We start from the raw sequence: 25,028 nt of genomic DNA on the forward strand, positions 1-25,028 counted from the left end.
GTTCACGGACCTTGGTTAGGGTGACCGAAATTTCCCCATTGCGGCTTATCTCCTGAGGGCCGCAACCAAGCCGAAACGGCTACGAAGGGACCATCATGCCCACGCCGGAACGCACCGACGTAGACAGGCCCCACCGCTGGCAGACCCTTGTCCATGACGACCTGCCCGCGTCGATCGTCGTGTTTCTCATCGCCATCCCGTTGTCGCTCGGCATCGCCGCGGCCTCGGGTGCCCCGCTGCTCGCGGGGCTCATCGCCGCTGTCGTCGGCGGCATCGTCGCCGGGGCGCTCAGCGGCGCCCCACTGCAGGTCAGCGGGCCCGCCGCCGGGCTGACCGTGATCGTTGCCGGCACCGTCGCGGACTTCGGGTGGGCCGCGACCACCGCGATCGTCGCCATGGCCGGGCTCGTGCAGCTCGCCCTGGGTGCGTTGCGGCTCGGTCGTGCCGCCCTCGCCCTCTCGCCGGCCGTCGTGCACGGCATGCTCGCCGGGATCGGCATCGTCATCGCGCTGAGCCAGGTGCACGTGGTGCTCGGTGGCGCCGCCCAGAGTTCCGCCTGGCACAACCTGCGCGAACTGCCCCGGCAGATCATCGGCAACCACGGGCCCGCCGTCATCGTCGGCGTCCTGACCATCGCGATCCTGCTGCTGTGGCCGCGGTTCGTGAAGACATCGCTGCTGCCCGCCGCGCTGATCGCGGTGACCGCCGCGACGCTGACGGCCTCGCTCGCCGGCTTCGACCTGGCCCGGGTGGACCTGCCCGCGAACCCGCTCGGCGAGCTCACCGTCCCGCGCTGGCCGGACGGCAGTGCCGGGGCGATCGCCATGGCGGTCGTGACCATCGCGCTGGTCGCGAGCGTCGAGTCGCTGCTCTCCGCGGTCGCCGTGGACAAGCTGCATGAGGGCAAGCGCGCGGATCTCAACCGGGAACTGCTCGCCCAGGGCGCCGCCAACACGGTGTCCGGGGCGCTCGGCGGGCTGCCCGTCACCGGGGTGATCGTGCGCAGTTCCACGAACGTCGCAGCTGGGGCGCGTACCCGTGGCTCCGCGATCTTGCATGGGTTCTGGGTTGCGGTTTCTGTGCTCGTCCTCGGGGCGTTGCTGGAGCAGATCCCGCTCGCCGCGCTGGCCGCCGTGCTCGTCGTTGTCGGGTTGCGGCTGATCAGCCTGGCCCAGATCAAGGCGTACGCGCGGCATCGCGAACTGCCGACCTACCTGGTGACCGCGATCGGCGTCGTCTTCACCGACCTGCTCACCGGTGTCGCGCTGGGCATGGCCACCGCCGTCGTGTTCATGATCGGCCGCCTGGCCCGGTGCGAGATCACCCGGACGTCGCCGGCCGAGGGACAGTGGACTGTCGTCATCACCGGCACACTCGCCTTCCTCGGCGCCGGCCGGATCGCCCGCGAGCTCTCCACGGTCCCTCCCGGCGAGCGCGTCGAACTGGAACTGCACCTCGACTATCTCGACCAGGGGGCGTTCGAGGCGATTCAGGACTGGCGGGACGCGTACGAGCGCGGCGGCGGGCACGTGCACGTCCGCGAGGTGAGCGAGAGCTGGTTCCACCAGGCCACGGCCGGGCGGCTCGGCGGCGTCCGGTCCCAGGCCCGCCCGGCGCGTTACCTCGGCTCCTGGTCGCAGTGGGTCTCGATCAACGAACAGCGCGACGACGCCATGCAGGCCGGGATCGACGAGTTCGAGCGCAGCGTCGCGCCGCTGGTCCGTCCGCACCTGGCCGACCTGGCGCGGGACGGGCAGAAGCCGGAGCAGCTCTTCATCACGTGCGCCGACTCCCGGCTCGTGCCCAACATGATCACCACCAGCGGGCCCGGTGACCTGTTCTGCATTCGCAACGTCGGCAACATCGTGCCCGCGTACGGCTCCGGCGACGACTCGGTCGGCGCCGGCATCGAGTACGCGGTGGACGTCCTCGGCGTCACCACGATCACGGTCTGCGGGCACTCCGGCTGCGGGGCCATACGCGCCCTGATGGGTGGAGCGGCCGGCTCGCCGTCGGCCCTGGGCTCCTGGCTGGCGGAAGCGCGCCTGTCCTCTTCGGACGGCATCTCGGAAGAGGACTGCATCACCGCGAACGTCGCGCAGCAGCTCGAGAACCTGCGTGGCTATCCAAGTGTGCGCCGGGCGATGGCCGAGGAGCGGCTCACGCTTACCGGTCTCTACTTCGATTTAGCCGAAGCGCGGATGTACTCGGTAGCAGATGGAGTGCGTACACGTGTGAACGTGTCATAAATCTGCAATCTTTGTGCCAATAGTGCAATCGCCATTGAGGTCCGCCCGCGGAGCGCCCAAGGTGAAGTCGGCGAAGGGTGACTTCATTGACCATTGCGGAGCAGATGGTGCGGGCGGGCGACGTCGTCCTGGTGGGACGAGCGGCGAGCGTCCAGTTCGCGGGGCCCGCCGGCTTCGCCTTCCGCGTGGTCGATGTGGACTCCCGCCCGACCTATGACGGCTGGGTCTGGCTGGACGGTTACCAGCTCGACCGGACGGGCCGTCCCGTGCTGCGCCGCAAAATCTTCGTCCGAGAGGCCGGTTTACGCCGGCCGCGGCCCAGGACAGCATGAGACATGGGTGATTTGAAGGCGGGTGGCGTCGTCCACGTCGGGCGGGCCGCCAGCGTCCAGTTCACGGGCCCCGCCAGTTTCGACTTCCGCATCATCGCCGTCGACTCCCGCCCCACCTACAACGGATGGGTCTGGCTCGACGGTTACCAGCTCGACCGTCGTGGCCAGGCACAGCACCGGCGGCGCATCTTCGTGTGCGCCGCCGGTCTGCGTCCCGCCGTCATTCCCGAGACGGCCTGAGCCCTATTTGTTTGCAGGGACCCACGTGCTCTGGTCGGCGTAGTCGAGCGGCTTGATGCCCTCGGCGACCTTGCGGACCTCGTCGACGGAGAGCGAGTTGTTCCAGCCGCCCACGTCGATCGTGTAGCCACCGTCGATGATCGTGCAGGACGGCAGCTCGGGGTAGCAGTGCACGCCGTCCTTGCCGACGATGTCCGAGTCCTTCGGATCGCCCTTCATCACCAGGATCTTGAGGCTGTCGGGCAGCACCTCGTCGATCCGGGTGGCGGAGTCCTGCACGGGACCGTGGTGCAGCCAGACCTGCGACACGACGGGGCTCGAGGTAGCGCTCACCTGATCGACCGCGACGGTCTGCCAGCCCTCCGGCACGTACGACAGGGTGTACGGCACCTTGAGCTCGCGCTTCGCGGCCGTTGTCAGCCCCGCGGCGACCTTCACGACATCGGCTCGGGAGATGTCCTTCTTGCCGTAGTTGGGCAGGAAGGTGGCCCAGGAGTTGTCGGCATACTGCCAGGCAAGCGCGGCCCGCAGCCACTGCTTGTCCGCCTGGACCGGGGACTTGAAGGTCCAGTCCTGCCCGAGGGCGGGACGGCCGGCCACCTTGGTCGAATACTGATCGCCGATGACCAGCGTCGTGTCGCCGAGCGTGCCGCCGAACAGGGCCGGGTCGTAGACGCCCTTGTTGTAGACGGTGATCTCGCCGTCCCTGATGCCGTCCTGGTCCGCGTTGTCCTGATAGACGGGCAGGACCGCGTAGCCCTCGGTGATCCGCGAGACCGGGCCCACCCGGTAGGCGCCCGTGCGATAGCCGGCCAGCTTCGTGGTGAAGTCGACCTTGCGAACCGGCAGCGCGGACTTCTGCGGCTCGGGGAACGCCGCCGACGAGGCCTGCGGCAGCGGTTGAGCGGCGGCCTGCCCGCCACCGCTGGGTGCATCGAGCGTGGTGACCGCGGTGATGGCGAGCGCTGCGAAAACGGCGGCGCCGCTCAGCACCGTGGCGGCCGTGCGCCTGGTCCGGATGCGCCCGGCCTGCGCGATGATGTCGTCAGTTGTCGTGCGCGATTCCGGCGCCGTGTCACGCACCGATTTCAACACGTCCTGAATGTGATAGGACATGGTCGCTCCTCTCGTCTGCTTGCAGGGTGATGTCATCGGCGGCCAGAACGGTCCGCAGCGTGTTCAGTCCCCGCGCGCACTGGCTCTTGACGGTGCCGGGCCGGCACCCCAGGACCTCGGCGGTCTCCTCGACGCTGAGGCCCTCGAGGAACCTCAGCACCAGCACCGCCCGCTGCCGTTTCGGCACACGTCCCAGAGCCGCCTGCAGCCGCAGCCGCTCATCGGTCTTCCCGGCATGATCAGGCACGGCAACATCGGGCAACGCATCCCCGGCCGACCGCTCCCGCCGCCACGGCCGCCGCTTCTCCCCGATCGCCGCCCGCACCACCATCGTGCGCGAATAGGCCTCCGGCGAGGCAACCTTGCCCCAGCGCAGATAGAGCCGGGCCAGACTGCCAGAAACAGCATCCTCCGCGGTCTGCCAGTCCCCACACGTCACATACGCCAGCGAACGCAGCGACTCCGACCGGTTGCGAACGAACTCGCGGAAGCTCTCGGTCTCCTTGGCATCCACTCGGTCGTATCTCCCTTCGTCGCCGGTAAGAGGAGCCCCGCGCCCCGAAGAGTTGCACGCACCGCACAACTTTCTCAGACACCTTTGCTGTCGCGAGGTGCATCAGGCCGTGCAACCACCGGTCAGGTCGCCGAGCATCCGCAGCTGGGTCCTCGGATGCGGACAGGGCCGCAGTGTTTGCCACTCCCCCTGGAAGCCCGCGACCTCGGGGTACGGGGTGCACCCTCGGCCTCGCGGCCGCCCCCTGACCCAATGCCGTTCAGATAGGGCCTCGGTCGAGGTCAGCGTGGTGAGCTGACGTCGAGCGTGGTGGTCGGTACGGTTTCGGGCCGTGACGTCATCGGTGGTAGAGGCAGAGGACGGGCCGTGGGGCCGGTTGACCGACCACATCGGATTGGGTGTGGTGTCTGCCCGGTTCGACCGTGACCTGCTCGAAGAGGTCCTCAACCGCACCGGCCGGAAAGAGAAACGGTCGCGTCGGCTGCCCGCGCATGTGATGATCCGTTACGTCATCGCGATGGGCTTGTTCGCCGCGGAGTCCTATGACGAGGTGATGCGCCGGCTGGTCGGTAACCTGCGCCGGCTCGGTTCGTGGGACGACGACTGGCAGGTCCCGACCAAGTCCGCGATCACCCAGGCCCGCCAGCGCCTCGGTGCGGAACCGATGAAAGCGCTGTTCGAGCGGGCTGCGGTGCCCGTCGCGGGCCCCGGGACCAAAGGTGCCTGGCTGGCCCGGCGCCGGTTGATGGCGATCGACGCGACTAGCTTCGACGTCGCTGACACCGAGCAGAACGTGGAACGTTTTGGCCGGATGGGCTCGGGCCCGAAAGCGTCGGCGTATCCGAAACTGCATGTCGCCGCGCTGGCCGAATGCGGCAGCCACGCTGTTGTCGGCGCCGTGCTGGGTGGCTGCCGAACCGGGGAACGCACCCTGGCCGCCGACCTGTCCGGCACAGTGGGCCCGGACATGCTGGTGATGGCCGACGCCGGCCTCTACTCCTTCGAACTGTTCAGCACCGTCGCTGCCACCGGCGCCGATCTGGCCTGGCGGATCGGGGCGTCGGTATCGGTCGGTGTGCTGCGCTGGCTGTCCGACGGCTCCTACCACGCATTGATCTACGCCCCCGGCCTCAGCGCGGCCCGCCGGGCACGACTGGTCGAGCAAGCCCGCGCCGGCCAGGACATTCCCGCCGAGGTGGCCCGCCTGGTAAGGGTGGTCGAGTACACGGTCCCGGACCGAAATCCCGACGGTGGCCTGATCGTCGTTGTCACCACCGTCACCGACCCCCACGACATCCCCGCCACCGATCTGGCCGGGGCATATCACCAACGCTGGGAAGAAGAAACCGCGTTCGACGAGATCAAAACCGACCTCCGCGGTCGCGGGGAGATCCTCCACTCGAAGACCCCGGACCTGGTCGAACAACAACTCTGGGGCCTGCTCCTGGCCCACTACGCCATCCGCGCGCTCCTGCTGCAGGCCGCCGATCCGGCCGGCTACGACCCGGACCGGATGTCGTTCGTCAAAGGCCTACGGGTCGTGCGCCGCCAGGTCACCGACCAGGCGGCCATCACCCCCTGAGCACCTTTACGCAGCCCTCGACGAGGCGCTCACCGAAATCCGGTCCCAGCCCAACCCGCCACGACGGCAACGAAGTCGCCCCCGCGTCCTCAAACGCGCCCGCCACAACTCCTACCGCGTCAAACGCCCCACCGACCGCATCGTCCGCCACCCCGAACCAGCGGCACCGCTACTGACCTGCCCAAGCGGCCTTATCTGAACGGCATTGCCCCCTGACCCGTCCACGTGTCACTTCGAACGGGCCCGGCAATCATCGCCTTCCCAGAATCCTCCCACCGCCACTTCACTCCTATCCGAACACTCGCCATTTGCCATTCAAAACCGTGTGATCTCCCTCAACCCGACAATGGCACACCCATCCTTCCGATCATGGGACCCGTTGAGGAGGATCAAGGAATGAGATATGTGCAGGGAGAGATCTTCACGCTAATTGAATTGGCGTGGATGCGTGACCCGACACGGCGCCGGAACTACTCTGCGGCAACCGAGGCTTTCCGGCGTGAGCACCGAGTTCGCAGGGCTTTCGGGAAAGCACTTGGCCATACCGCTCGGCTGCGGCGTGACTCTCCCGAGGCTCAGACACCGGATGGCAAGGTAATGTGGATCGAGGCCGCACGCGCGTTGTTTCGTGACGCGAACACCAGCCGCGCGCAGGCCGACGCCGAATACGAGCGTGAACGCAGGCGTGCTGCCGGCGACCTGTTCGACTGGGGCCGTTTCACCAACCGCTGGCGAGCGAAGTACGCCGCCGCCTGCTAACCCACCAACAATGGACCGCCCCGACCGCCCCGACCGCCCCGACCGCCCCGACCGCCCCGACCGCCCCGACCGCCCCGACCGCCCCGGCGCCCTGGCCGCCCCGGCGCCCTGGCCGCCCCGGCGCCCTGGCCGCCCCGGCGCCCCGACCGCCCCGGCGCCCCGACCGCCCGACCGCCCTGGCCGCCACTGTGACGCGACACGTGTTCACCTCCGATCCTTTCTAGACCTTTCCTCGGGCCGTTCCTGACCACGGCCCCGGAGCTCGCCGCAAGCAGCGGCCGCCACGCACCACGTTGCCGCAATCCTCATGGCGGCTACCGGCGAACTCCTACACGCCGGACACGCCGTCGGAGGCATACACGCGTGGCCCACTGTCGCGATCGGAGGCATCAGCGGCGTGGCCTCTGCCGCGAGAAGGTGGCCCGACAGCCGGGCTATGCCCTGCCTTGACGCGCGCGACGACCTCCCACGTCCGCGCGACACGTCCGCGCGACACGTCCGCGCGACACGTCCGCGCGACACGTCCGCGCGACACGTCCGCGCGACACGTCCGCGCGACACGTCCGCGCGACACGTCCGCGCGACACGTCCGCGCGACCTGCCCCGCCGGGCCCGGCGGGGCCGCCGTGGGGCTTCGGCTGATGAGTCATTCCGGATAAGCGATCGGAGGCTTCCGTGACTTGTAGCGGGTGTCGATCCAGTCGGCGAGGCCCGCGAGTCCGTGGTCTTTCGCCTGGCTGGCGCCGCCCATGCCGTCGTCGGCGTCATCGGCGACGGCGACGGCGAGCATCTGGGAAACGCTGCTAGCCGGTTGACTCGGGCAGGAAGGCGCGATACTCCGACATGCAATGTCCTCGCACTCGCGCTCCCCGTGAGGACCTGGCAGCAATGAAAACCTGGATCGGATCGTCCGGGTGTTCTTTCCGAAAGGCGTCTCCCGATCACCGTGGAACCTGGCTATACCCGTACCAGGATCATGAATCGTTGCCGAAGTGGCCCTGTCCGCGAGGAGCGGCACGGTGAGGTGCCCGCGTAGCCATTAATCGCTAACGATTCAGGGCCCGCACCGAATCGGTGCGGGCCCTGAGGTCGGGGGTGGGCTAGTTGCGGTTGATGGTGAAGGTTGAGGTGGTGTTTTCGATGTCGCGGTAGTTGTTGCTGAGCTGGAGGTTGGTGAAGGTGACCGAGCCGACTGCCGGGCCCTGGCCCGTTTCTGGCAGGGGGTTGGCGTAGAGGGCGAAGCCGGACTTGGCGTCGAACTGGTCGCCGCTCTTCTGGGCGCCGGTGATGGTCACGTTGGTGAAGACTGTGTCCTGGATGATGTTCTGGGGCTGGTTGCCGACGTAGTTCGTCTGGAACATGATGCCCGAGTAGGTGGGGTCGATGATGTCGACGTTGCTGACGCGGATGCCCTGGAAGATCTTCGAGGCGGAGAAGACCCAGATCGCCGGGAACACCTGGGAGCCCCAGAAGTGGCCGCCGGCTCGGACGATGGAGATGTTGTCGAAGACGGTGGGCGGGTTGGCGCCGAAACCGTTCATCGGGTAGCCGAAGTCGAGCGAGCTGATGGTGATGCCCGAGTAGACCAGGGTGTCGGCGATGTAGATGTTGCGGAACGTGTTGGCGTAGCCGCCGTAGACCGCGATGCTTGCCGCGCGCCAGGTCAGGGTGGATGACAGGTTCGAGAAGACGTTGTTGATCTCGTCGCTGCCGCCCGCGTCGATTGCCGAGAAGAGCGCGAAGCTGTCGTCGCCGGTGGCTCGGGCGTCGTTGTTGTCGACGAGGTTGTCGGTGCTGCCGTTGGTCATGTTGACGCCGTCCGCGAACGTGTCGCGGATCCGGGAGTTCTTGATGACCATGTGATCGGTGTTGGCGCCCCAGTAGAGGCAGACCGTGTGCTCGGCCCAGATGTTGTCGATCGTCACGTTGGCGACGTTGGCGAAGTCGAACACCTTGCCCGGGCCGTCCTGGCGGATCGTGTAGTTGCCGAAGAACGCGAAGTTGGCGAACGTCGAGCCGTTCGCGGTGGCCTCGGCGCGGAAGCCGGCGTCGGTCTCCGACTGGGTCTGCGGGGTGAAGAACCGGGTGTACCAGGGGCCGGCGCCGATGATCTGGACCGGCTTGCCGTACACCTGGAACTTGCTGGAGGTCTGGTAGTCACCCGCGGGCAGGTAGACACCGGTCTTGCTGCTGTCCATCCGGGCCGCGTCCAGCGCTGCCTGGACCGACGACTGGTCGAAGCCGGTCGGCACGACGTACGTCGACGGGTTCGGGTTGGCGACCGGCGCGACCTGCTCGGTGTTGATGAAGTCGATCGCGATGTTCCCCGTGTTGCCGCTGTCCTTCTGCAGCTTGATGACACTGCCCGCCGGGAACGAGCCGGTGAGCTTGATGTTGGCCTCGTCGTAGATGTGCCGCGGGCCGGTGCCGGAATTCTGCGGCGCGGTCTCGTTGCCGTACAGCCATGCGTACTTCGAGTTGAGTGGCAGCGTCATGTTGACTGCATTGTTGACGTACACATTGATTGAGCTTGTCGTGTTGTCGGGGATGGAGAACCGCGCGACGATCGTGTTGGTCGCGGCCCGGGTCGTCCACTGCACATAGGCGCCCGTCGAGTTCAGCGTGACGGCCTTGCGCCCGGACGCCTCGCCGGCCAGGTCACCGACCGTGCGGTTCGGCCCGACGACCTGCGCGCCGCCGCCTGTCGTGCCGTCCTCGGCCTCGTACATGTCGTAGGGCATGTTCGCGCCGCGGCCCACGAAGAACGGCTTCTCGCTGGTGTTGTTGGCCTGCTTGACCGCCAGCTCGTTCGCGTCCACGGCGACAACCGTGCGGACGGTGTACTTACCGTTGACCGCCGGCCAGGTGCCGAGCGTGATGGAAGGCGAGGAGGCGCCGGCTGCGAGGGTGCCGGTCCAGGAACCGGTGAGCGTACGCACAACCGTGCCGTTCGCGCCGATGACCGTGACCGTGACACCGTGCGAACCACCGGCCGTCGACGCCGTGCCCTGGTTCTTCAGCGTGACCGCGAACGTGACGGTCTGACCGGCCGACGGGTTCGACGGCGACCAGCTCACCACCGACGCGACCAGGTCCGAGCTGGACACCGGGGACACCACGAGATTCGACGGGCTCGTGTACGCGTTGTTCGCGTCGTTCTGCTCGACGACCGTGTTCGCCTCGTCGACCTTGGCGCTCAGCACGTACGTGCCGGCGTTCTGCGCGCCGACGTTCGCGGTGACCGTGGCGGATGCGCCGGCGGCGAGTGCTCCTACGGTCGCGGTGCCGACTTTGGCCGTACCCAGATAGAAGTTGACGTTGCTCGAGGGGCTCGCAGCCGAGCCCGCGTTGCGCACCGTGGCCGACAGCGTGACCGCGTCGGTCTCGACCGGTGCGGACGGGGACGCCGTCAGGGCGGTGATGGTCAGGTCCGGGTTCGGCGCGGGCACGCCGATGACCTGGAACTCGGCGACCTGTCCGCTCGGCGCGCCACTGTTCGCGGTGAAGCTGAGCCGCACGTCGGCGGCGGTCGCGCTGACCGGGATCGTCACCGTGTTACCGCTCGCCGGGTTGAACGTGTACGTCGCCGAGCTCACCAGCGCCGTGTAGCCGGTCGCGCTCTGCTCGCGGCCGAGGACGGCGAACGTCTGGGTGCGCGTACCCCAATCGGTGCCTGGGTTGAGCTTGACCACGACCGAGCTGGTGGTGGCGTTCGCGCCGAGAGCAACCGTCAAGGTCGCCGGGTATGCGCTGCCTTCCCAGTACGTCGCGGTGTCGTTGTCGTTCGCATTGGCCGCGACGAACGTGAAGATGCTCGACGACGCGGTGACCGGCTTACCGACGGCGAGGTTCGTCCCGTCCGTGATCGTGCCCGTGCGCGTCACCGTGTTGCTCGCCGCGGACACGTTGCCGGCCGCGTCACGTGCTTTCACGTAGTAGGAGACGGTGACGTTCGCGGCCTGCGTGTCGGTGTAGGTGAGCGCGTTGACCGTCGTGGCCAGCGAACCGTTGCGCCAGATCTCGTACCCGGTGACACCGGTGTTGTCCGACGACGCACCCCACGCGAGGCGGATCTGCCCGGTCGCCGGCTGGGTGTACGACAACGTGCCCGGCGTGGTCGGTGCGGTGGTGTCACCACCTTGACCGGTACGCGTGACCGTGTTGCTGTTCGCCGACGAGTTCCCGGCGGCGTCCTTCGCGCGCACGTAGTACTGCACGGTCGCGCTGTCCGGCTGGTTGTCGAGATAGGTCAGCGCGTTGACCGTGGAGAGCAGCGATCCGTTCGCGTAGATCTCGTAGCCGGTGACGCCCACGTTGTCGGTCGACGCGGTCCAGGTCAGGCGGATCTGCCCGCTCGCCGGCTGGGTGTAGGCGAGGTTGCCGGGCGTGGTCGGTGCCTGGGTGTCGCCGGTGGCCGGGCCGTAGACCTCGAGCTCGGAGATCTGACCGGCGGGCCAGCCGGTGTTGCCGGTGACGTTCAGGCGTACGTAACGCGTGGTTGCCGCGCCGAAGTCGATGGTCACGGTGTTGCCGGTCGCCGGGTTGAACGTGTAGCCGGCGCTCGCCTTCAGGTCGGCGAAGTTCGAGCCCGTGGTGCTGCCCTGCACGGCGAGGGTCTCGGTACGGGTCGACCAGGCGGTTGCCGGGGGGAGTCTGAGGATGACCTGGTTGACGCTGACCGACGTGCCGAGGTCGACCTGCAGCCACTGGGGGAAGGCGTTGTTGGCGCTCTCCCAGTAGGTGCTCGCGTTGCCGTCGCCCGCGTTGCCGGAGGTGTAGACGTCGGAGACGCTGCTCGCGGAGAACGTCTTGCCCGCCGCGAGATTGGGGCCGGCCGCGTGGGCTGGGGTGGTGGGGGATATGAGCTGGAGGCCGACGGTGACGAGGGCGGCTGAGGTTGCCGCGGCGACAAATCTCCTGAATTTGGACATGGGGGAGCGCCTTCTTCCATGAGGGCGGTTAAAAAACGGGGAGGGCCGCGATCGGTGGACGCTGCCCTCCCCGGGTCGTGCGAACGAGGCGGACGTGCTGCCCCGCGTCTTGCTACGAGACAGCCCTGCTGTCTCGGGCCCTGCGAACGAGGCGGACCTGCTGCCTCGGTTTTGCGAACGAGGCGGACCTCAGGAGGTGTAGACCTCGAATTCGGAGACCTGGCCGGCGGGCCAGCCGGTGTTGCCGGTGAAGGTCAGGCGGAGGTAGCGCTGGTTGGTGGCCGTGAAGGAGACCGTGGCGGTGTTGCCCGTGGCCGGGTTGAACGTGTAGCCGGCGGAGGCCTTGACGGTTGAGTAGCTCGAGCCGTCGGTGGAGCCGAGCACCGAGAGCGTCTGGGTGCGGGTGGCCCACGCGGTTGCGGGTGGGAGCTTGAGCACGATCCGCGACACCTGGCGGTTCTGGCCGAGGTCGACCGTGAGCGACTGGGGGAAGGCGTTGTTCGGGCTTTCCCAGTAGGTGTTGGCGTTGCCGTCGACTGCGTTGCCCGGTCCGTACACATCGGCTTGGCCTGTGGCAGTTGCCGGCCGGTTGAGAGCGAGGTTGCCGGTGGCAGGAGGGGGCGTAGTAGGCGGAGTTGTAGTGGGAGGCGTTGTGGTGGGAGGCGTTGTGGGGGTGGTGTTCCACACGGGCGTTGGCCAGGGGCCGCAGAAGGGCGGGTCGGCGTACCAGCCGGTGTTGGTGCCGGTGCGGGTGATCTGGAAGCCGGCACCGACGCAGTTGTGGATCGGGTTGGGCTGTGCGATGCCGCTGGCCCGGACGTTGTTGAAGCTGACCTGGCTGTTGGCCTGGACCTGCAGCGCGTACGTTCCGGCGCCCTGGATGTTGACGTTGTCGAGGTGGATGCCGTTGGTCTGGCCCTCGATCCACATCAGGGCGGCGTACGAGCTGTCGATGATGTCCGTGTCGGTGATGTTGATGGTGGGGTTCTGGAACGCCTCGTTGAGCGCGGAGAACCAGATCGCCCCGACGCCGAAGTTCCAGTTGTAGTCGGAGTTGCCGGCCCGGATGAGCGTGTTGCGTGCCAGCGTCCACGTGCCCTGAACGCCGGTCTGCCCGTTGACGCCGGGGTAGCGGTTGGCGACGTGGATGCCGCCGCCGTTGGTGACGGTGTCTGTCACCACGTTGTCGGTCATCACGATGTCGCGGCCGCCGTAGCTGACGATGTTGTTCGCCAGGATCGGCGCGACGACCGTGTTGTGGGTGAAGGAGTTCGCGACGTTCGGCGTGTTCTCCGCCCACATCGCGAGGCCGTCGTCGCCGGTGTTGCGGACGAACGTGTTGGTGACCGTGGAGTTGGTGACGCCGATGTGGAAGTTCACGCCGTCCGCGGTCTGGTCCAGGATGCGGCTGTTGCGGATGGTGAAGCGGTCCATCGGGCCGTCCATCCACGCGCCGACCTTGGTGTGCTGCATCCACACGTTGTCGATGACCGAGTTGCTCATCGCCCCGCCGAACGCGTTGACCTGGTCGTCGTCGTTGCGTTCGCGGATGTCGCCGATGACCGCGAGGTCCTTGACGGTGACGTTCTGGCTCGGGCCGCCGCTGCCGTTGTACTTGCCGTAGATGCCGGCGGCGAGGTTGCGCTGGGTGGGGTGCCGCCCGCCGAGCACGGTGTACCAGGGCCCGGCCCCGGCGAGCGTGACCCGGTCGACGATCACGTGACTGTAGAGCGTGTAGTTGCCCTGCGGGATGTAGACGACGCGGCCTTGCGCCGAGCCGGCGTTCACGGCGGCTTGCAAGCGCGCCGTGGAGTCGGTGGCGCCACTCGGATCCGCGCCGTAGTCGGCCACCACGTCGATCGCGCCCGCGGGTTTGGGAAGAGCCGCCGGCACGTTCTCGAAGTCGGCCAGGTCGATCGTGAAGCTCGGCGCCTGCGCGGTCGACGCGACCTGGATCCGGACCTTCGTCCCGGCCGCGTACGTCGTGCCGAACAGCGTCCGGGCCTCGTCGTAGAAGTGGTGCGGGTTGGTGTCACCCGGGTTGTTGTTGAACGGGTAACCGCCGTAGTACCAGCCGTACTTCGAGGTGACCGGTACCGACTTGACCAGGGTGCCGTTGGCCCGCACGTCGAGCGCCGCGTCGAGGCCCGCGCCGCCGTTGCCGTCCGGGATGCTGTAGCGGAAGGTGACCGCGTTGGCGGGTTTGGTCAGGGTGAACTCGACGTATTCGCCGGTGGCGTCGAGGGTGACGGCCTCGCGGCCGGATGCCTCCGAGGACAGCTGACCGTAGTAGCGGCTCGTTCCGGTCTTGGTGCCGTTGGTCGCGGCGTTCTCCGCTTCCTGTTCGGTGAACGGGACGGTGGCACCGCGGCCGGGGACGTCGAAGGGGGAGAGACCGGCGGCCAGCGCGGGGGCTGCTGACCACGTGACTATCGCTGTTGCCGAGGCCGCCACTGTCGCGGCGGCCGCCAGCACGGCGAGCGTTCTCTTGGCCATGGGGATCCCTTTCTGGTGTTACAAGCGCAGCCAGACGGCGGTGTCCTGGGGGAGAAGCCCGCCGTCGAGGGGACTGCTGAGGAGAAGGACGGATTCGTGCTCCGGCAGCGCTACGGCTTCCGGCGACATGTTCAGGACACAGGCAAAACCTGGGCCCCTGGTGTACGCGAGGGCTCCCGCCCCACGCGCGATCCACTCCAGGTGCGGTGTGTGAAGTCCCTTTTCGAGACGACGCAGGGCGATCGCCGAGCGGTAGAGCTCCAGCATCGAGCTGGGGTCCCCGGTCTGCGCCTGCACCGTGCGGTCCTTCCACTCGGCGGGCTGGGGAAGCCAGGGTTCGCCCGTGGTGAAACCGAACGGCGGCGAGTCACCGCTCCACGGCAGCGGCACCCGGCAGCCGTCGCGGGAGTGGCCGCGGCGGGCGTACATCGGGTCCTGCATCCGGTCGACCGGGATGTTCTCGTTCTCCCAGAGGCCCAACTCCTCGCCCTGGTAGACGTAGGTCGAGCCGGGGAGCGACAGGGAGAGCAGTGCGGCGGCGCGGGCCCGGCGGGTGCCCAGTTCGAGGTCGACCGGGGTGCCGTCGAGGTTGTTCTCGAAGCTGAACGTGGTGGTGACGCGGCCGTAGCGGGTGACGTGGCGGGTCACGTCGTGGTTGGACAGGACCCAGGTGGCCGGCGCTCCGACCGTACGGTGCGCATTGAGGGTGCGATCCACGCACTCGCGCATCAGCTCCGGATCCCAGGCACAGCCGAGGAAGTCGAAGTTGAACGCGGCGTGCAGTTCGTCGGGGCGCAGGTAGTTGGCGAACCGCTCCACCTCGGGCATCCACACCTCGCCGATCAGCGCGCGGTCCGGATATTCGTCGGCGACGCGGCGCCAGGCGCGGTACACGTCGTGCACCTCGTCGAGATCGTGGAACGGGTGCGGCTGCCCGTCGACGACCGGGGCGAGGTCGCGGTCCTTGAACAGCAGCGCTGCCGAGTCGATCCGGATGCCGTCGACACCGCGGTCGAACCAGAACCGCAGGATGTCCTCGAACTCGGCTCGCACGGCGGGGTGGTCCCAGTTCAGGTCCGGCTGCTCCGGCGTGAACAGGTGCAGATACCAGGCGCCGTCGGGCGTACGCGTCCACGTGCTCCCGCCGAACTCGCCGACCCAGTCGGTGGGCATCTCGTCACCGTTCTCGCCGCGCCCCGGGCGGAACCAGAACAGCTCCCGCTCGGGGGCGGCCGGGTCGGCGAGTGCCTTCTTGAACCAGACGTGCTCGCTGGAGATGTGGTTCGGGACGATGTCCACGATCATCCGGATGCCGGCCTCGTGCGCCTCGGCGATCAGCGCCTCCGCGTCGGCGAGCGTGCCGAACGCCGGGTCGATGTCGCGGAAGTCCGCCACGTCGTACCCCGCGTCGGCCATCGGCGACGGGTACCACGGGCTCATCCAGATCGCGTCGACGCCGAGGGCGGCCAGGTGGCCCAGGTGGCCGCGGATCCCGTCGAGGTCCCCGACGCCGTCGCCGTTCCCGTCGGCGTAGCTGCGCGGGTAGACCTGGTAGATGACGGCGTCACGCCACCATTTCGGGTCGGCAATAGCCACAGTGACCTGCTTTCTCATGATGGTTCGTCTCAGCCCTTCAACGAGCCCGAGCCGAGGCCGCCGATGATGCTGCGCTGGAAGATCAGGAAGACCACGATCATCGGGAGGCTGGCGATCGCCAGGCCGGCCATGAACTCCGTCGGTGGCACCTGGCTCGTGTTGGCCAGCCGGGCCAGCGCCACGCTCAGCGTCTGGTTGTCCGGGTCCTGGAGCACGACCAGCGGCCAGAGGAAGTCCTTCCACAGCGCGACGATGATGAAGATCGAGACCACCCCGAGCACCGGGCGGGACAGCGGCAGGACGATCGACCACAACTGGCGCAGCTTGCCGGCGCCGTCGATGGCGGCCGCGTCCAGCAGGTCGTTCGGGATCTGGTCGAAGAACCGCTTGAGCACGTACACGTTGAACGCGTTGGCGGCGGCCGGGAGCCACAGTGCCCACGGTGTGTTCAGCAGGTTGATGTGCACCAGCGGCAGGTCGGCAACCGTGAGGTACGCCGGGACCAGCAGCGCCGTCGGTGGCAGCATCAGGCTCGCGAGCATGCCGCCCAGCACGATCTTGCCGAAGATGGGCTTGAGCTTGCTGAGCGCGTACGCCACCCCCACGTCGACCAGCAGCGAGATGATCCAGCCGCCGAACGCGTAGAACACGGTGTTCGTGAAGTACTTCGCGATCTGCATGTTGTTCCACGCGGTCACGTACGTGCCGGGGTGGAACGACTCCGGGATCAGCGTCGGCGTGCTGCGGGCGAACTCCGCCGGCGACTTCACCGCACCGCTGACCATCCAGTAGAGCGGGAACAGGAACACCAGCGTGAAGACCAGCAGGGTCAGCCCGAGCACGACAAAATACAGCGTGCGGTGCCGCCGAAGATCAACGACCGAGATCAGGGTCCGGCTGGCAGGTCCGCTCGCGGCCGTCCTGCGCCTTCTTTTCGATGCGACGGGTACGCCCGGAGCGCCGTCGACAGGAACTTTTGGTGGTGCAGTCAGAGTCATCGGCTGTTTCCTCAGTCCGCGCTTCGGGTCAGTCGCAGGTAGATCGCCGAGAAGGCGCCGAGCACCACGAAGAGCAGCACACTCATCGCGGCGGCGAGCCCGAAGTCGTTGTTCACGGTGAACGCGTAGCGGTAGACGAGCACCAGCACCGTGACGGTGTCCGGGTTCGAGGTGCCGGTCAGCGCGTACGGCTCGATGAAGACCTGCATGGTCGCGATGATCTGCAGCAGCAGCAGGACCAGCATGATGAACCGCATCTGCGGGAACGTCACGTGCCGCAGCCGCTGCCAGATGCTCGCGCCGTCGAGCTCGGCCGCCTCGTAGAGCTCACCGGGGATGTTCTGCAGCGCGGCCAGGTAGATCAGCGTCGCCCCGCCGAGGTTCGCCCAGGTGGAGATGAGCACCAGCGAGATCATCGCCGTGTCCGACGACTGGGTCCACTGCGACTCGGGCAGACCGACACCACGCAGGATCGAGTTGAACAGGCCGTTGCCCGGGTCGTAGAAGTAGCGCCAGAGCAGCACCGACACGATCGGCGGCAGCATCACCGGCAGGTAGACCAGGACCCGGAAGTAGCCGCTGAAGTGGCGGAACTCGTTGAGCAGCACCGCGATGAAGAACGGCAGGACGTAACCGAACACCAGGGCCAGCGCGGTGAAGAACAGCGTGTTCTTCCATGCCGTGTAGAACAGCGGGTCGGCGAACAGCGCCCGGTAGTTGTCGAGGCCCACCCAGTACGGCGGGACCACGAAGTTGTCCTGCTGGAAGCTGAGGATCACGCCCTTGACGAGGGGATACCACGAGAAGAGCGCGAAACAGGCGAGGCCGGCCGCCATGAACGCGTACGCCAGGAGATTGTCGGACAGCTTGCGGCGCAGGAGACCCGCGCGCGCCTCACGCGCGCGGGTCACCGAGGGAAGTGCACTCACTTGACGCTGGCCAGAATCTGGTTGGCCTGAGTCTCCGCATCCGCGAGGAGTTGGTCGACGTTCGCGTTCTTGTCGGTCAGCACCTTCTGCATCGCCACGTCGAGGGTCGCGTAGATCTGCTGCGCGTTCGGCGGCTCGAGCTTGACCGGAATGGTGGCCATGCTCGCGGTGAACGGTGCGTAGTTGGCCTGCGGGACGTTCGCGTACTTCTTGTCGGACGCGGCCTGGGTCTCGGCGGCCGCGCCGGTGAAGATGGCCGGCTCGGGCAGGCCGACGGGCTGCTTGGTCTCGCTCGACCACTTGTTCTCAGCCTCGTAACGGTCGGCCGAGGTGAACCAGAAGGTCAGCCATTTGAGGCCGGCCTTGATCTTCTCGGGGCTCAGGCCCGCCTTGAACATGTAGCCCTCACCGCCGCCCAGGGTGCCCTTGCCGTCCGGGATCGGGCCCAGGCCGTACGTCTCGTACTTGCCCTTGTACTGGTTGACGATCGTCGGGATGTTGTCGGCGGTCGCCAGGTACATGCCGAGCTTGCCCGAGCCCATCTGGTTGAGCAGGTCGGCCCACTCGAGCAGCTGCTTCTGGCCCATCGAGTTGTCGGTCCAGCGCATGTCCTTGAGCTGCTGCAGGACCTGCTTGCCCTGCGGGCTGTTGAACGCCGCCTTCCAGGTGCCGCCGTCGTTCACGGCCACCTCGCCGCCGAGCGAGTAGATCTCGGTGGTGAAGTGCCAGCCGCCGGTGTTGCTCTTGCTGTAGTCGCCGTAACCGGTGACCCCGTTGCCCAGAGCGGTGATCTTCTGCGCCGCCGTCCGCACGTCGGCCCAGGTCTTCGGCGGGTTGTCCGGGTCCAGGCCGGCCTGCTTGAACAGGTCGCGGTTGTAGAGCAGACCCATCGAGTAGTTCTTGTACGGCAGCCCGTACGTGGCGCCCTTGTCGTCCTGGAACACCCGGAGCACCTCGGGCTTGAGCTGCGAGGTGATCGGGAAGTCCTTGGTGTACTTGCTGATGTCGGAGACCTGGCGCTTGGCGATCAGGTTGGCCGGGTCGGTGAAGTAGGTGTAGAAGACGTCCTCGAGCTGGCCGCCGGCGAGCTTCGCGGGGAAAGTCTGCGGATCCATCTTGCCCTCGCGGGCGTCGATGTCGATGTTCGGGTTGGCCTTCTCGAACTCCGCGACGTTGGCGAGGAAGCGGTCGTGGGTGGCCTTCTCGGTGGCCGGCGGCAGGCCGTTGATCACGAGCGTGACCTTGCCGTCCTTCGACGCGGCCGAGTCGTCGTCCCCGCCGCACGCAGCCGACGACATGGCGACCCCGGCGACGAGCATCAGCCCGAGGGCACTGCGCAACCTGGTTCTGAACATGGCGGATTACGCCCTTCCTTGGGGCTATGTGTGACCTGAGTCTCGTTGCTTTGTTACGTGCGGATGACGATACAAAGTCAAACTCCTGCCCGCAAGAACTCGACGGCAACTAGAAAAAACGCGACTGTCGTGTTAGCGGTCACACAAAAAAGAGCGGGCCCGGTTGGGCCCGCCCTTTTCGCTGATCAGCTGTGGTCTATGTGGTCTTCCGCGGCACCGGCGCCGTGGAGCCCCGCACGACCAGCTCCGGCTCGAACAGCAGCTCGTCGGTGGTCGCCGCCGCGCCCTCGATCTGGTTGACGAGCACATCCACCGCGGCCTGGCCCATTAGCTCGATCGGCTGACGCACGGTGGTCAGCGGCGGGTCGGTGCACGTCATCAGCGCGCTGTCGTCGAAGCCGACTATCGACACGTCACGTGGCACGTCGAGGCCGAGCCGGCGGGCGGCCCGGATCGATCCCAGCGCCAGCACGTCGCTGGCGCAGATCATGCCGGTGATGCCGCGCTCGATCAGCCGGGTCGCGGCGAGCCGGGCGCTCTCCATCGTGAAGTTGGTGCGCTCGACGGGCCAGTCCGCCGTGGGGCCGGTCCACCCCGCGACCTCGGCGACGGCGGCCAGCTTGCGGCGTGAGGGCACGTGGTCCTCCGGGCCGAGGACCAGGCCGATCTGCTCGTGGCCCAGGGAGCGCAGATGTCCGTACGCCTGCTCGACGGCGACCGCGTCGTCCGTCGAGATGTGCGGGAACCCCAGATCGCCGACGCCGCCGTTGACCATGACCACCGGCATCCGGCGGTCGAGCAGCTGCTTGTAGTGCCCGTGCTCGGCATCGGCCAGCGCGTAGGACCCGCCGGCGAAGACCACACCGGACACCTGATGGTCCAGCAGCATCTCGATGTAGTCGCGCTCGGGCACACCACCGACCGTGCGCGCGCACAGCGCCGGGGTGAAGCCGCGCTGCGCGAGCGAGGCGGTCACCACCTCGGCCAGCGCGGGAAAGATCGGGTTCTGCAGCTCGGGCAGGACGAGCCCCACGAGCCGGCCCCGCTCGCCGCGCAGCTTGGTCGGGCGCTCGTAGCCGAGCACGTCGAGCGCGGTCAGCACCGATGCCCGGGTCGCCTCGGAGACGCCGGAGCGGCCGTTGAGCACCCGGCTGACGGTCGCCTCGCTGACGCCTGCCTTCTTGGCCACTTCGGCCAGACGTTTGGTCACGTCGCAATCTTACGTCTTTCCGTTGCAAAAATTGAACCGCATCTTGCGCCGATCTGCTTGCTCTTGCAGATCCTTGAGAAAACCCGCGCCTGGTCGATAAGGGGGGCGACGTTGAGGCCGGGGCGAGCGATGGGCGGATCACAGTGACGAATTCTTCGACGCACCGGCTCGCGGACGTCAGCGGCGACATGGCCACGGCCACCCGCTCGGCGGTACGCGCCGCGGAGACGGCCGTCGCGGTGATCCGCCGGCTGGAGGCCGCCAGTGCCGAGATCGGCAAGGTCGTCGAGCTGATCGCGACCATCGCCAAACAGACCAACCTGCTCGCCCTCAACGCGACCATCGAAGCCGCCCGGGCCGGTGAGGCGGGTCGTGGCTTCGCAGTCGTCGCCAGCGAGGTCAAGGACCTGGCCAACGAGACCGCGACGGCGACCAACGGGATCGGCGACCAGGTCGCGGACATCCGCGAGGGCACCCACGACGCGGTCGCGGCGATCGCGGAGATGCGTGACCTCATCGCGGAGCTCGACCGTTGTCAGCGGGTGGTCAGTGAAATCGTTGCTTCCTAAGATGGGCGCATGTCGTATACGCCCGGTGAGATCTCCGAGAAGACCGGATTCAGCCTCGACACCCTGCGCTACTACGAGCGGATCGGCCTGCTCGAAAACGTCTCCCGCACGGCCGGCGGGCAGCGGATCTTCACCGACAACGACATCGCCTGGCTGAGCATTCTGCGGTGCCTGCGCGACACCGGCATGCCCATTGCCCAGATGCGCCGCTACGCCGAGCTGAGCCGCGACACCACCACCGTCACCGAACGCCGCGAACTGCTCGAGGACCACGACACGCAGATCGGCCACCGGATCGACGAGCTGATCCTGCAGCGCACCCACATCCGCGAGAAGATCCGGTACTACCAGTCGGTCGACGCGACCGTTGGGGAACAATAGGGCAATGGCGTTTTCTGGTTGTCCCTGCGGGTTCGGTCTTCCCTACGAGGAATGCTGCGGTCCCGCTCACGAAGGCAAGGCCCCGGCGACGGCTGAGGCGCTGATGCGGTCGCGTTATGCGGCCTTCGCGCTCGACAACGAGGCCTACGTCCTGAAGTCGTGGCACCCCGAGACCCGCCCCGCCGAGGTGGAACCCGACCCGAACCTGCGCTGGGTCAGCCTCGTCGTGATCGAGTCCAGCGGTGGCGGCATGTTCGACGCCGAGGGGCAGGTCGAGTTCAGGGCGCACTACCGCGATCGGGGCAAGCCCGGTGAGATGCGGGAACGCAGTCGTTTCGTCCGCCATGACGGTCAGTGGGTGTACTGGGGTCCGATCCTTACCAACGGGACCCTCGTCAACATCTGACCTCCTGTGATCTTCTACCGGGGTGACTTCATCCTCCCTGCAGGCGCGTGCGCTCGAACTTGACGCGGCCGATCCCCTGGCACCGTTGCGCGAGCAGTTCCTCGCTCCGGACGACTTCGACGTCGTCTCGTATCTCGACGGGAATTCGCTCGGGCGGCCGTTGCGGGCGACTGCTGCGTTGCTGGACGGCTTTGTGCGTACGCAATGGGGCGGGCAGTTGATCCGGGGCTGGAATTCCCCGGCCGATCCGTGGCTCTCGTGGCCGGAACGGCTCGGCGACCGGCTGGGTTCGGCGGCGCTCGGTGCGGCGCCGGGGCAGGTCGTGGTCGCCGATTCCACGACGGTGCTGCTCTACAAATTGGCGCGCACGGCGGTCGCGGCCCGGCCGGGCCGTCGCGAGATCGTGGTCGACACGGACAATTTCCCGACCGACCGCTACATCGTCGAAGGCATCGCGGCCGAATGCGACCTCGACCTGGTCTGGATCGAAACCGACCCCGCAGCCGGCATCACCCCGGATCAGGTCGCCGCAGCCGTCACCTCGTCGACGGCATTGGTGCTGCTCAGCCATGTCGCCTACCGTTCGGGCTGGCTCGCCGACGCGGCCGCCATCAATGAGATCGCCCATGCCGCCGGTGCGCTGACGCTCTGGGATCTGTCGCATTCGGTGGGGTCGGTGGAGCTCTCGCTGGACGACTGGGGTGTCGATCTCGCGGTCGGCTGCACCTACAAGTATCTGAACGGCGGCCCGGGGGCACCCGCATTCGCCTATGTGGCATCCGCGTTGCACGGCGCTGTCGAAGGGCAGCCGATCCACGGTTGGATGGGGCACCGCGACTCGTTCGAGATGGGCCCCGGATATGAGCCGGCGCCGGGAATCCGGGCGCTGCTGAGCGGCACGCCGCCGATCCTCGCGATGGTTCCGCTCGACGCCAACCTGGACATGCTGTCCACCGCCACCATTCAGGCCGTGCGCCGCAAGTCGCTGCAGCTCACCGATTATGTGCTGCTCCTGGCGGACGAATGGCTGGTGCCGCACGGCGTCACGGTGGTGAGCCCCCGCGATCCGGCACGGCGAGGCGGGCACGTGACTCTGCGGCGCGAGGGATTCGCCGCACTGCTCGAGCCGTTGTGGCAGCGCGGGGTGATTCCGGATTACCGTCAGCCCGACGGATTGCGTATCGGGCCGGCGCCGCTTAGCACCAGTTTCGCCGAGGTCTATCGCGGTCTGGACGCTTTGCGGAGCCTGTTGTGAACCTTCCGGGAACAGTTCTGCCGGGGCTTATCGACGCGCACGCCCACGCTCAGCTGGTGCATCTGCCGACCCTGCGCGCGGGCGGGATCTCGGGCGTCTGGGACCTCGGCGGAAACCCGTCCGCGGTGACGCCGTTCCTGATCGAACGATTCGCGGGGCCGTTCCTGACCGCCCCGGGCGGCTATCCCACCGACCGTTCCTGGGTGCCACCGGACAGTTGCCGCGAAATCCATTCACCCACGGACGCGGCGGACGCGGTCGCCGAGGCCCATGCTTTCGGTGCCACGCTCATCAAGGTGACTGCTCACGCCGGCGGGCCGATGTTGCCTGCGTCGACGCTGTCCGCGCTGGTCGACGCGGCACATTCGCGGGAACTGCCGGTGGTCGTTCACGCCGAAGGTCCGGGAACGGTCGAGGCCGCGCTCGAGGCGGGTGCGGACATGCTCGCGCACACGCCGTGGACGGCATTGCTCGACGCGGGACTGGTGCGTGACTGCGCCGTGCGGATGACCTGGATCAGCACCATCGACATCCACGGCTGGGGAACATCAACCCCGGCTCGCGAGACCGCCATCGCCAACCTGCGGCAATTCGTCTCGTACGCGGGAAAGGTGCGCTACGGCACCGACCTGGGAAACGGCCCGTTGCCGCTCGGGGTCAACGCCCGCGAAATCCGCGCGCTGCAACTCGCGGGCCTTTCCCCCGCCGACATCCTCACCGCGATGACGGGCTTCGACGCCGATTTCATCGCTATGGCTGGGTCCGGCACTGATTTCATCGCGACGGGGGGTCCCGGCGCTGTCGAACCGTGCTGGGTGCCGGGCGGTCTTGACCTTTCACCCGCGGGTTTCGCTGATTCGCTGGCGACCGCGCGGGTGCTGGGGCCGGAAGTTCAGCCGCGGGAGTTCTGACGGTGCTCTGTGGACGCCGCCGGATCGTGACCCGGCGGCGTCGACGTTTGTCAGAGGGTGACGGTCTCGCCGGTGGCGGCGCTGGCGCGGGCGGCGTCGAGGACCTCCATGTTGCGGACGGAGTCCCACGGGTCGACCGGCAGCGGACCCTCGCCGCGGACGGCCTTGCCGAACGCCGGGTAGAACTCGTCCCAGCGGCCGCGGTCGCTGCGCACCGGCGCTCCGGTCGCGCCGCGGTAGAGGCGGCCCCAGGCGTGCTCCGCCTCGACACCCCAGCGCTCGCCGAGGGCGGCGGGGGAGCGGCCGGCCTTCAGCGCTGCCTCCTGGCCGTCGAGCCCGTCGATGATGTACGTGCCGGTAGTGCCGCTGACCCGGAACCGTGGCCCCGGCGCGGCCTGGCGCCAGCTGCCCCAGAGGTGCGATTCGACGCCGCTCTCGTGGTGCAGCGCCACGAAGAAGTCGCTGTCGAGGTCGCCGGGGGAGTCGCTGCGCAGTTCGGCGTACACCCTGGTGGAAGGTCCGAAGAGGAGATGGGCCTGGTCGACGAGGTGGGCGCCGAAGTCGAGCAGGGTTCCGCCGCCGGCCGCCGGGGGCTGGCGATCGGGGGCGAACCGCTCGAAGCGGGACTCGAAGCGCCGGACGTCGCCGAGCGCGCCCTCGCGGATGAGCCGCTGCACGGTCAACAGGTCGGAGTCGTAGCGCCGGTTCTGGTAGACGCTGAGCAGCACCCCGGCGTCGGCGGCGAGCGTGGTGATCTCCCGGGCGCCCTCGGCGTCCAGCGCGAACGGCTTGTCGACCACGACGGCCAGCCCCAGCCCGATGGCCTCCTTCGCCAGGCCGGCGTGGGTGTCAGCGGGTGTCGACACCGTCACGGCATCGACGCCGGCGGCGGCGAGATCGGCCACCGAGTCGTACGCGGGGACCCCCGGGAACAGCTTCGCCAGCTCCTCCCGCCGCTCGGCGGACCGGGTGACAACACCGGCAAACTCAACGTCCTCCGCGGCCGCGATGAGCGGGGCATGGAAAATTCGCCCGCCCGCTCCGAACCCGACCAGTCCGATCCTTGTTGCCGTCATGTTTCGGATCTTACAAACCAGGACCCCTGCGAGCCATGCCGCGAAGCTATGGATCTGATCTTCGCCACAGTCAGCGCATACTCATCGGTCCCATCAGCCCATTGCGCCCCTCGGGTGTCGCTC

Annotated in this window: 21 protein-coding genes; 10 read left to right on the top strand and 11 right to left on the bottom strand. The window is 67.9% G+C overall.

The window, feature by feature from the left end:
• Nucleotides 1–95: 95 nt before the first annotated feature.
• The 3 genes from Aco04nite_RS32385 to Aco04nite_RS32395 all read left to right on the top strand — a co-directional run bounded on the left by Aco04nite_RS32385 (nt 96) and on the right by Aco04nite_RS32395 (nt 2,821).
• A complete protein-coding gene (locus tag Aco04nite_RS32385) occupies nt 96–2,249 on the top strand; it encodes a SulP family inorganic anion transporter (RefSeq protein WP_213001046.1) in 2,154 nt (717 codons plus the stop codon).
• A gap of 86 nt (nt 2,250–2,335) precedes the next feature.
• Nucleotides 2,336–2,581, top strand: coding sequence for a hypothetical protein (locus tag Aco04nite_RS32390; RefSeq protein ID WP_438874825.1), 246 nt, complete (start codon nt 2,336–2,338; stop codon nt 2,579–2,581).
• 3 nt (nt 2,582–2,584) lie between these two features.
• On the top strand, nt 2,585–2,821 hold the full coding sequence (locus Aco04nite_RS32395) for a hypothetical protein (RefSeq protein WP_213001047.1): 237 nt from the start codon (nt 2,585–2,587) through the stop codon (nt 2,819–2,821).
• A gap of 3 nt (nt 2,822–2,824) precedes the next feature.
• Here the strand turns inward: Aco04nite_RS32395 and Aco04nite_RS32400 are convergent, their stop codons facing one another.
• Nucleotides 2,825–3,937 (bottom strand): hypothetical protein, encoded by a 1,113-nt coding sequence (locus Aco04nite_RS32400; RefSeq protein ID WP_213001048.1) that lies wholly within the window; start codon nt 3,935–3,937, stop codon nt 2,825–2,827.
• Nucleotides 3,897–4,451, bottom strand: a complete 555-nt coding sequence (locus Aco04nite_RS32405) for a SigE family RNA polymerase sigma factor (RefSeq protein WP_213001049.1) — start codon at nt 4,449–4,451, stop codon at nt 3,897–3,899. Before Aco04nite_RS32405 ends, Aco04nite_RS32400 begins: the two co-directional genes overlap by 41 nt.
• 331 nt (nt 4,452–4,782) lie before the next feature.
• Here Aco04nite_RS32405 and Aco04nite_RS32410 point away from each other — a divergent pair, with 331 nt between their 5' ends.
• Both Aco04nite_RS32410 and Aco04nite_RS32415 read left to right on the top strand, forming a co-directional pair.
• A complete protein-coding gene (locus tag Aco04nite_RS32410; protein ID WP_213001050.1) occupies nt 4,783–6,033 on the top strand; it encodes an IS4 family transposase in 1,251 nt (416 codons plus the stop codon).
• 396 nt (nt 6,034–6,429) lie between these two features.
• Nucleotides 6,430–6,792: a hypothetical protein gene (locus Aco04nite_RS32415; RefSeq protein WP_213001051.1), complete on the top strand. Its 363-nt coding sequence runs from the start codon at nt 6,430–6,432 to the stop codon at nt 6,790–6,792.
• A gap of 646 nt (nt 6,793–7,438) precedes the next feature.
• Here the strand turns inward: Aco04nite_RS32415 and Aco04nite_RS32420 are convergent.
• The 8 genes from Aco04nite_RS32420 to Aco04nite_RS32455 form a co-directional block, all read right to left on the bottom strand.
• Nucleotides 7,439–7,582: a hypothetical protein gene (locus Aco04nite_RS32420; RefSeq protein ID WP_213001052.1), complete on the bottom strand. Its 144-nt coding sequence runs from the start codon at nt 7,580–7,582 to the stop codon at nt 7,439–7,441.
• A gap of 310 nt (nt 7,583–7,892) precedes the next feature.
• On the bottom strand, nt 7,893–11,723 hold the full coding sequence (locus Aco04nite_RS32425) for a galactose-binding domain-containing protein (protein WP_213001053.1): 3,831 nt from the start codon (nt 11,721–11,723) through the stop codon (nt 7,893–7,895).
• 189 nt (nt 11,724–11,912) lie between these two features.
• Nucleotides 11,913–14,219, bottom strand: a complete 2,307-nt coding sequence (locus Aco04nite_RS32430) for a galactose-binding domain-containing protein (protein WP_213001054.1) — start codon at nt 14,217–14,219, stop codon at nt 11,913–11,915.
• A gap of 18 nt (nt 14,220–14,237) precedes the next feature.
• A complete protein-coding gene (locus tag Aco04nite_RS32435) occupies nt 14,238–15,833 on the bottom strand; it encodes a glycoside hydrolase family 13 protein (protein ID WP_213001055.1) in 1,596 nt (531 codons plus the stop codon).
• Between the two features lie 11 nt (nt 15,834–15,844).
• Nucleotides 15,845–16,813, bottom strand: coding sequence for a carbohydrate ABC transporter permease (locus Aco04nite_RS32440; RefSeq protein ID WP_213001056.1), 969 nt, complete (start codon nt 16,811–16,813; stop codon nt 15,845–15,847).
• Between the two features lie 11 nt (nt 16,814–16,824).
• Complete coding sequence (locus Aco04nite_RS32445; protein ID WP_213001057.1) at nt 16,825–17,724, bottom strand: carbohydrate ABC transporter permease; 900 nt, start codon at nt 17,722–17,724, stop codon at nt 16,825–16,827.
• A 14-nt stretch (nt 17,725–17,738) separates the two neighbouring features.
• Entirely contained in the window at nt 17,739–19,097 is a 1,359-nt protein-coding gene (locus tag Aco04nite_RS32450) for an ABC transporter substrate-binding protein (RefSeq protein WP_213001058.1), read from the bottom strand.
• A 196-nt stretch (nt 19,098–19,293) separates the two neighbouring features.
• Nucleotides 19,294–20,307 (bottom strand): LacI family DNA-binding transcriptional regulator, encoded by a 1,014-nt coding sequence (locus tag Aco04nite_RS32455; protein ID WP_213001059.1) that lies wholly within the window; start codon nt 20,305–20,307, stop codon nt 19,294–19,296.
• A 188-nt stretch (nt 20,308–20,495) separates the two neighbouring features.
• Between Aco04nite_RS32455 and Aco04nite_RS49770 the strand changes: the two genes are divergently transcribed.
• The 5 genes from Aco04nite_RS49770 to Aco04nite_RS32480 all read left to right on the top strand — a co-directional run bounded on the left by Aco04nite_RS49770 (nt 20,496) and on the right by Aco04nite_RS32480 (nt 23,829).
• Nucleotides 20,496–20,876 (top strand): methyl-accepting chemotaxis protein, encoded by a 381-nt coding sequence (locus tag Aco04nite_RS49770; protein ID WP_213001209.1) that lies wholly within the window; start codon nt 20,496–20,498, stop codon nt 20,874–20,876.
• Between the two features lie 9 nt (nt 20,877–20,885).
• Complete coding sequence (locus Aco04nite_RS32465) at nt 20,886–21,257, top strand: MerR family transcriptional regulator (protein WP_213001060.1); 372 nt, start codon at nt 20,886–20,888, stop codon at nt 21,255–21,257.
• A gap of 100 nt (nt 21,258–21,357) precedes the next feature.
• A complete protein-coding gene (locus Aco04nite_RS32470) occupies nt 21,358–21,663 on the top strand; it encodes a YchJ family protein (protein WP_438874826.1) in 306 nt (101 codons plus the stop codon).
• 22 nt (nt 21,664–21,685) lie between these two features.
• Nucleotides 21,686–22,918: a kynureninase gene (kynU, locus tag Aco04nite_RS32475; protein ID WP_213001061.1), complete on the top strand. Its 1,233-nt coding sequence runs from the start codon at nt 21,686–21,688 to the stop codon at nt 22,916–22,918.
• A 56-nt stretch (nt 22,919–22,974) separates the two neighbouring features.
• Entirely contained in the window at nt 22,975–23,829 is an 855-nt protein-coding gene (locus Aco04nite_RS32480) for an amidohydrolase family protein (protein WP_244876454.1), read from the top strand.
• A gap of 50 nt (nt 23,830–23,879) precedes the next feature.
• On the opposite strand, the gene Aco04nite_RS32485 is transcribed toward Aco04nite_RS32480, so the two are convergent.
• Nucleotides 23,880–24,905, bottom strand: a complete 1,026-nt coding sequence (locus Aco04nite_RS32485; protein ID WP_213001063.1) for a Gfo/Idh/MocA family protein — start codon at nt 24,903–24,905, stop codon at nt 23,880–23,882.
• Nucleotides 24,906–25,028 lie beyond the last annotated feature (123 nt).

Origin of the sequence: Winogradskya consettensis (assembly GCF_018332715.1) — a bacterium.
Lineage (GTDB): Bacteria > Actinomycetota > Actinomycetes > Mycobacteriales > Micromonosporaceae > Actinoplanes > Actinoplanes consettensis.

Bases quoted from the DNA above. Each gene is read 5' to 3' on its own strand.
- Aco04nite_RS32385 (WP_213001046.1), top strand. From the start codon at position 96: ATGCCCACGCCGGAACGCACCGACGTAGACAGGCCCCACCGCTGGCAG.
- Aco04nite_RS32395 (WP_213001047.1), top strand. From the start codon at position 2,585: ATGGGTGATTTGAAGGCGGGTGGCGTCGTCCACGTCGGGCGGGCCGCC.
- Aco04nite_RS32400 (WP_213001048.1), bottom strand. From the start codon at position 3,937: ATGTCCTATCACATTCAGGACGTGTTGAAATCGGTGCGTGACACGGCG.
- Aco04nite_RS32415 (WP_213001051.1), top strand. From the start codon at position 6,430: ATGAGATATGTGCAGGGAGAGATCTTCACGCTAATTGAATTGGCGTGG.
- Aco04nite_RS32420 (WP_213001052.1), bottom strand. From the start codon at position 7,582: ATGCTCGCCGTCGCCGTCGCCGATGACGCCGACGACGGCATGGGCGGC.
- Aco04nite_RS32425 (WP_213001053.1), bottom strand. From the start codon at position 11,723: ATGTCCAAATTCAGGAGATTTGTCGCCGCGGCAACCTCAGCCGCCCTC.
- Aco04nite_RS32430 (WP_213001054.1), bottom strand. From the start codon at position 14,219: ATGGCCAAGAGAACGCTCGCCGTGCTGGCGGCCGCCGCGACAGTGGCG.
- Aco04nite_RS32435 (WP_213001055.1), bottom strand. From the start codon at position 15,833: ATGAGAAAGCAGGTCACTGTGGCTATTGCCGACCCGAAATGGTGGCGT.
- Aco04nite_RS32440 (WP_213001056.1), bottom strand. From the start codon at position 16,813: ATGACTCTGACTGCACCACCAAAAGTTCCTGTCGACGGCGCTCCGGGC.
- Aco04nite_RS32450 (WP_213001058.1), bottom strand. From the start codon at position 19,097: ATGTTCAGAACCAGGTTGCGCAGTGCCCTCGGGCTGATGCTCGTCGCC.
- Aco04nite_RS49770 (WP_213001209.1), top strand. From the start codon at position 20,496: ATGGCCACGGCCACCCGCTCGGCGGTACGCGCCGCGGAGACGGCCGTC.
- Aco04nite_RS32465 (WP_213001060.1), top strand. From the start codon at position 20,886: ATGTCGTATACGCCCGGTGAGATCTCCGAGAAGACCGGATTCAGCCTC.
- Aco04nite_RS32485 (WP_213001063.1), bottom strand. From the start codon at position 24,905: ATGACGGCAACAAGGATCGGACTGGTCGGGTTCGGAGCGGGCGGGCGA.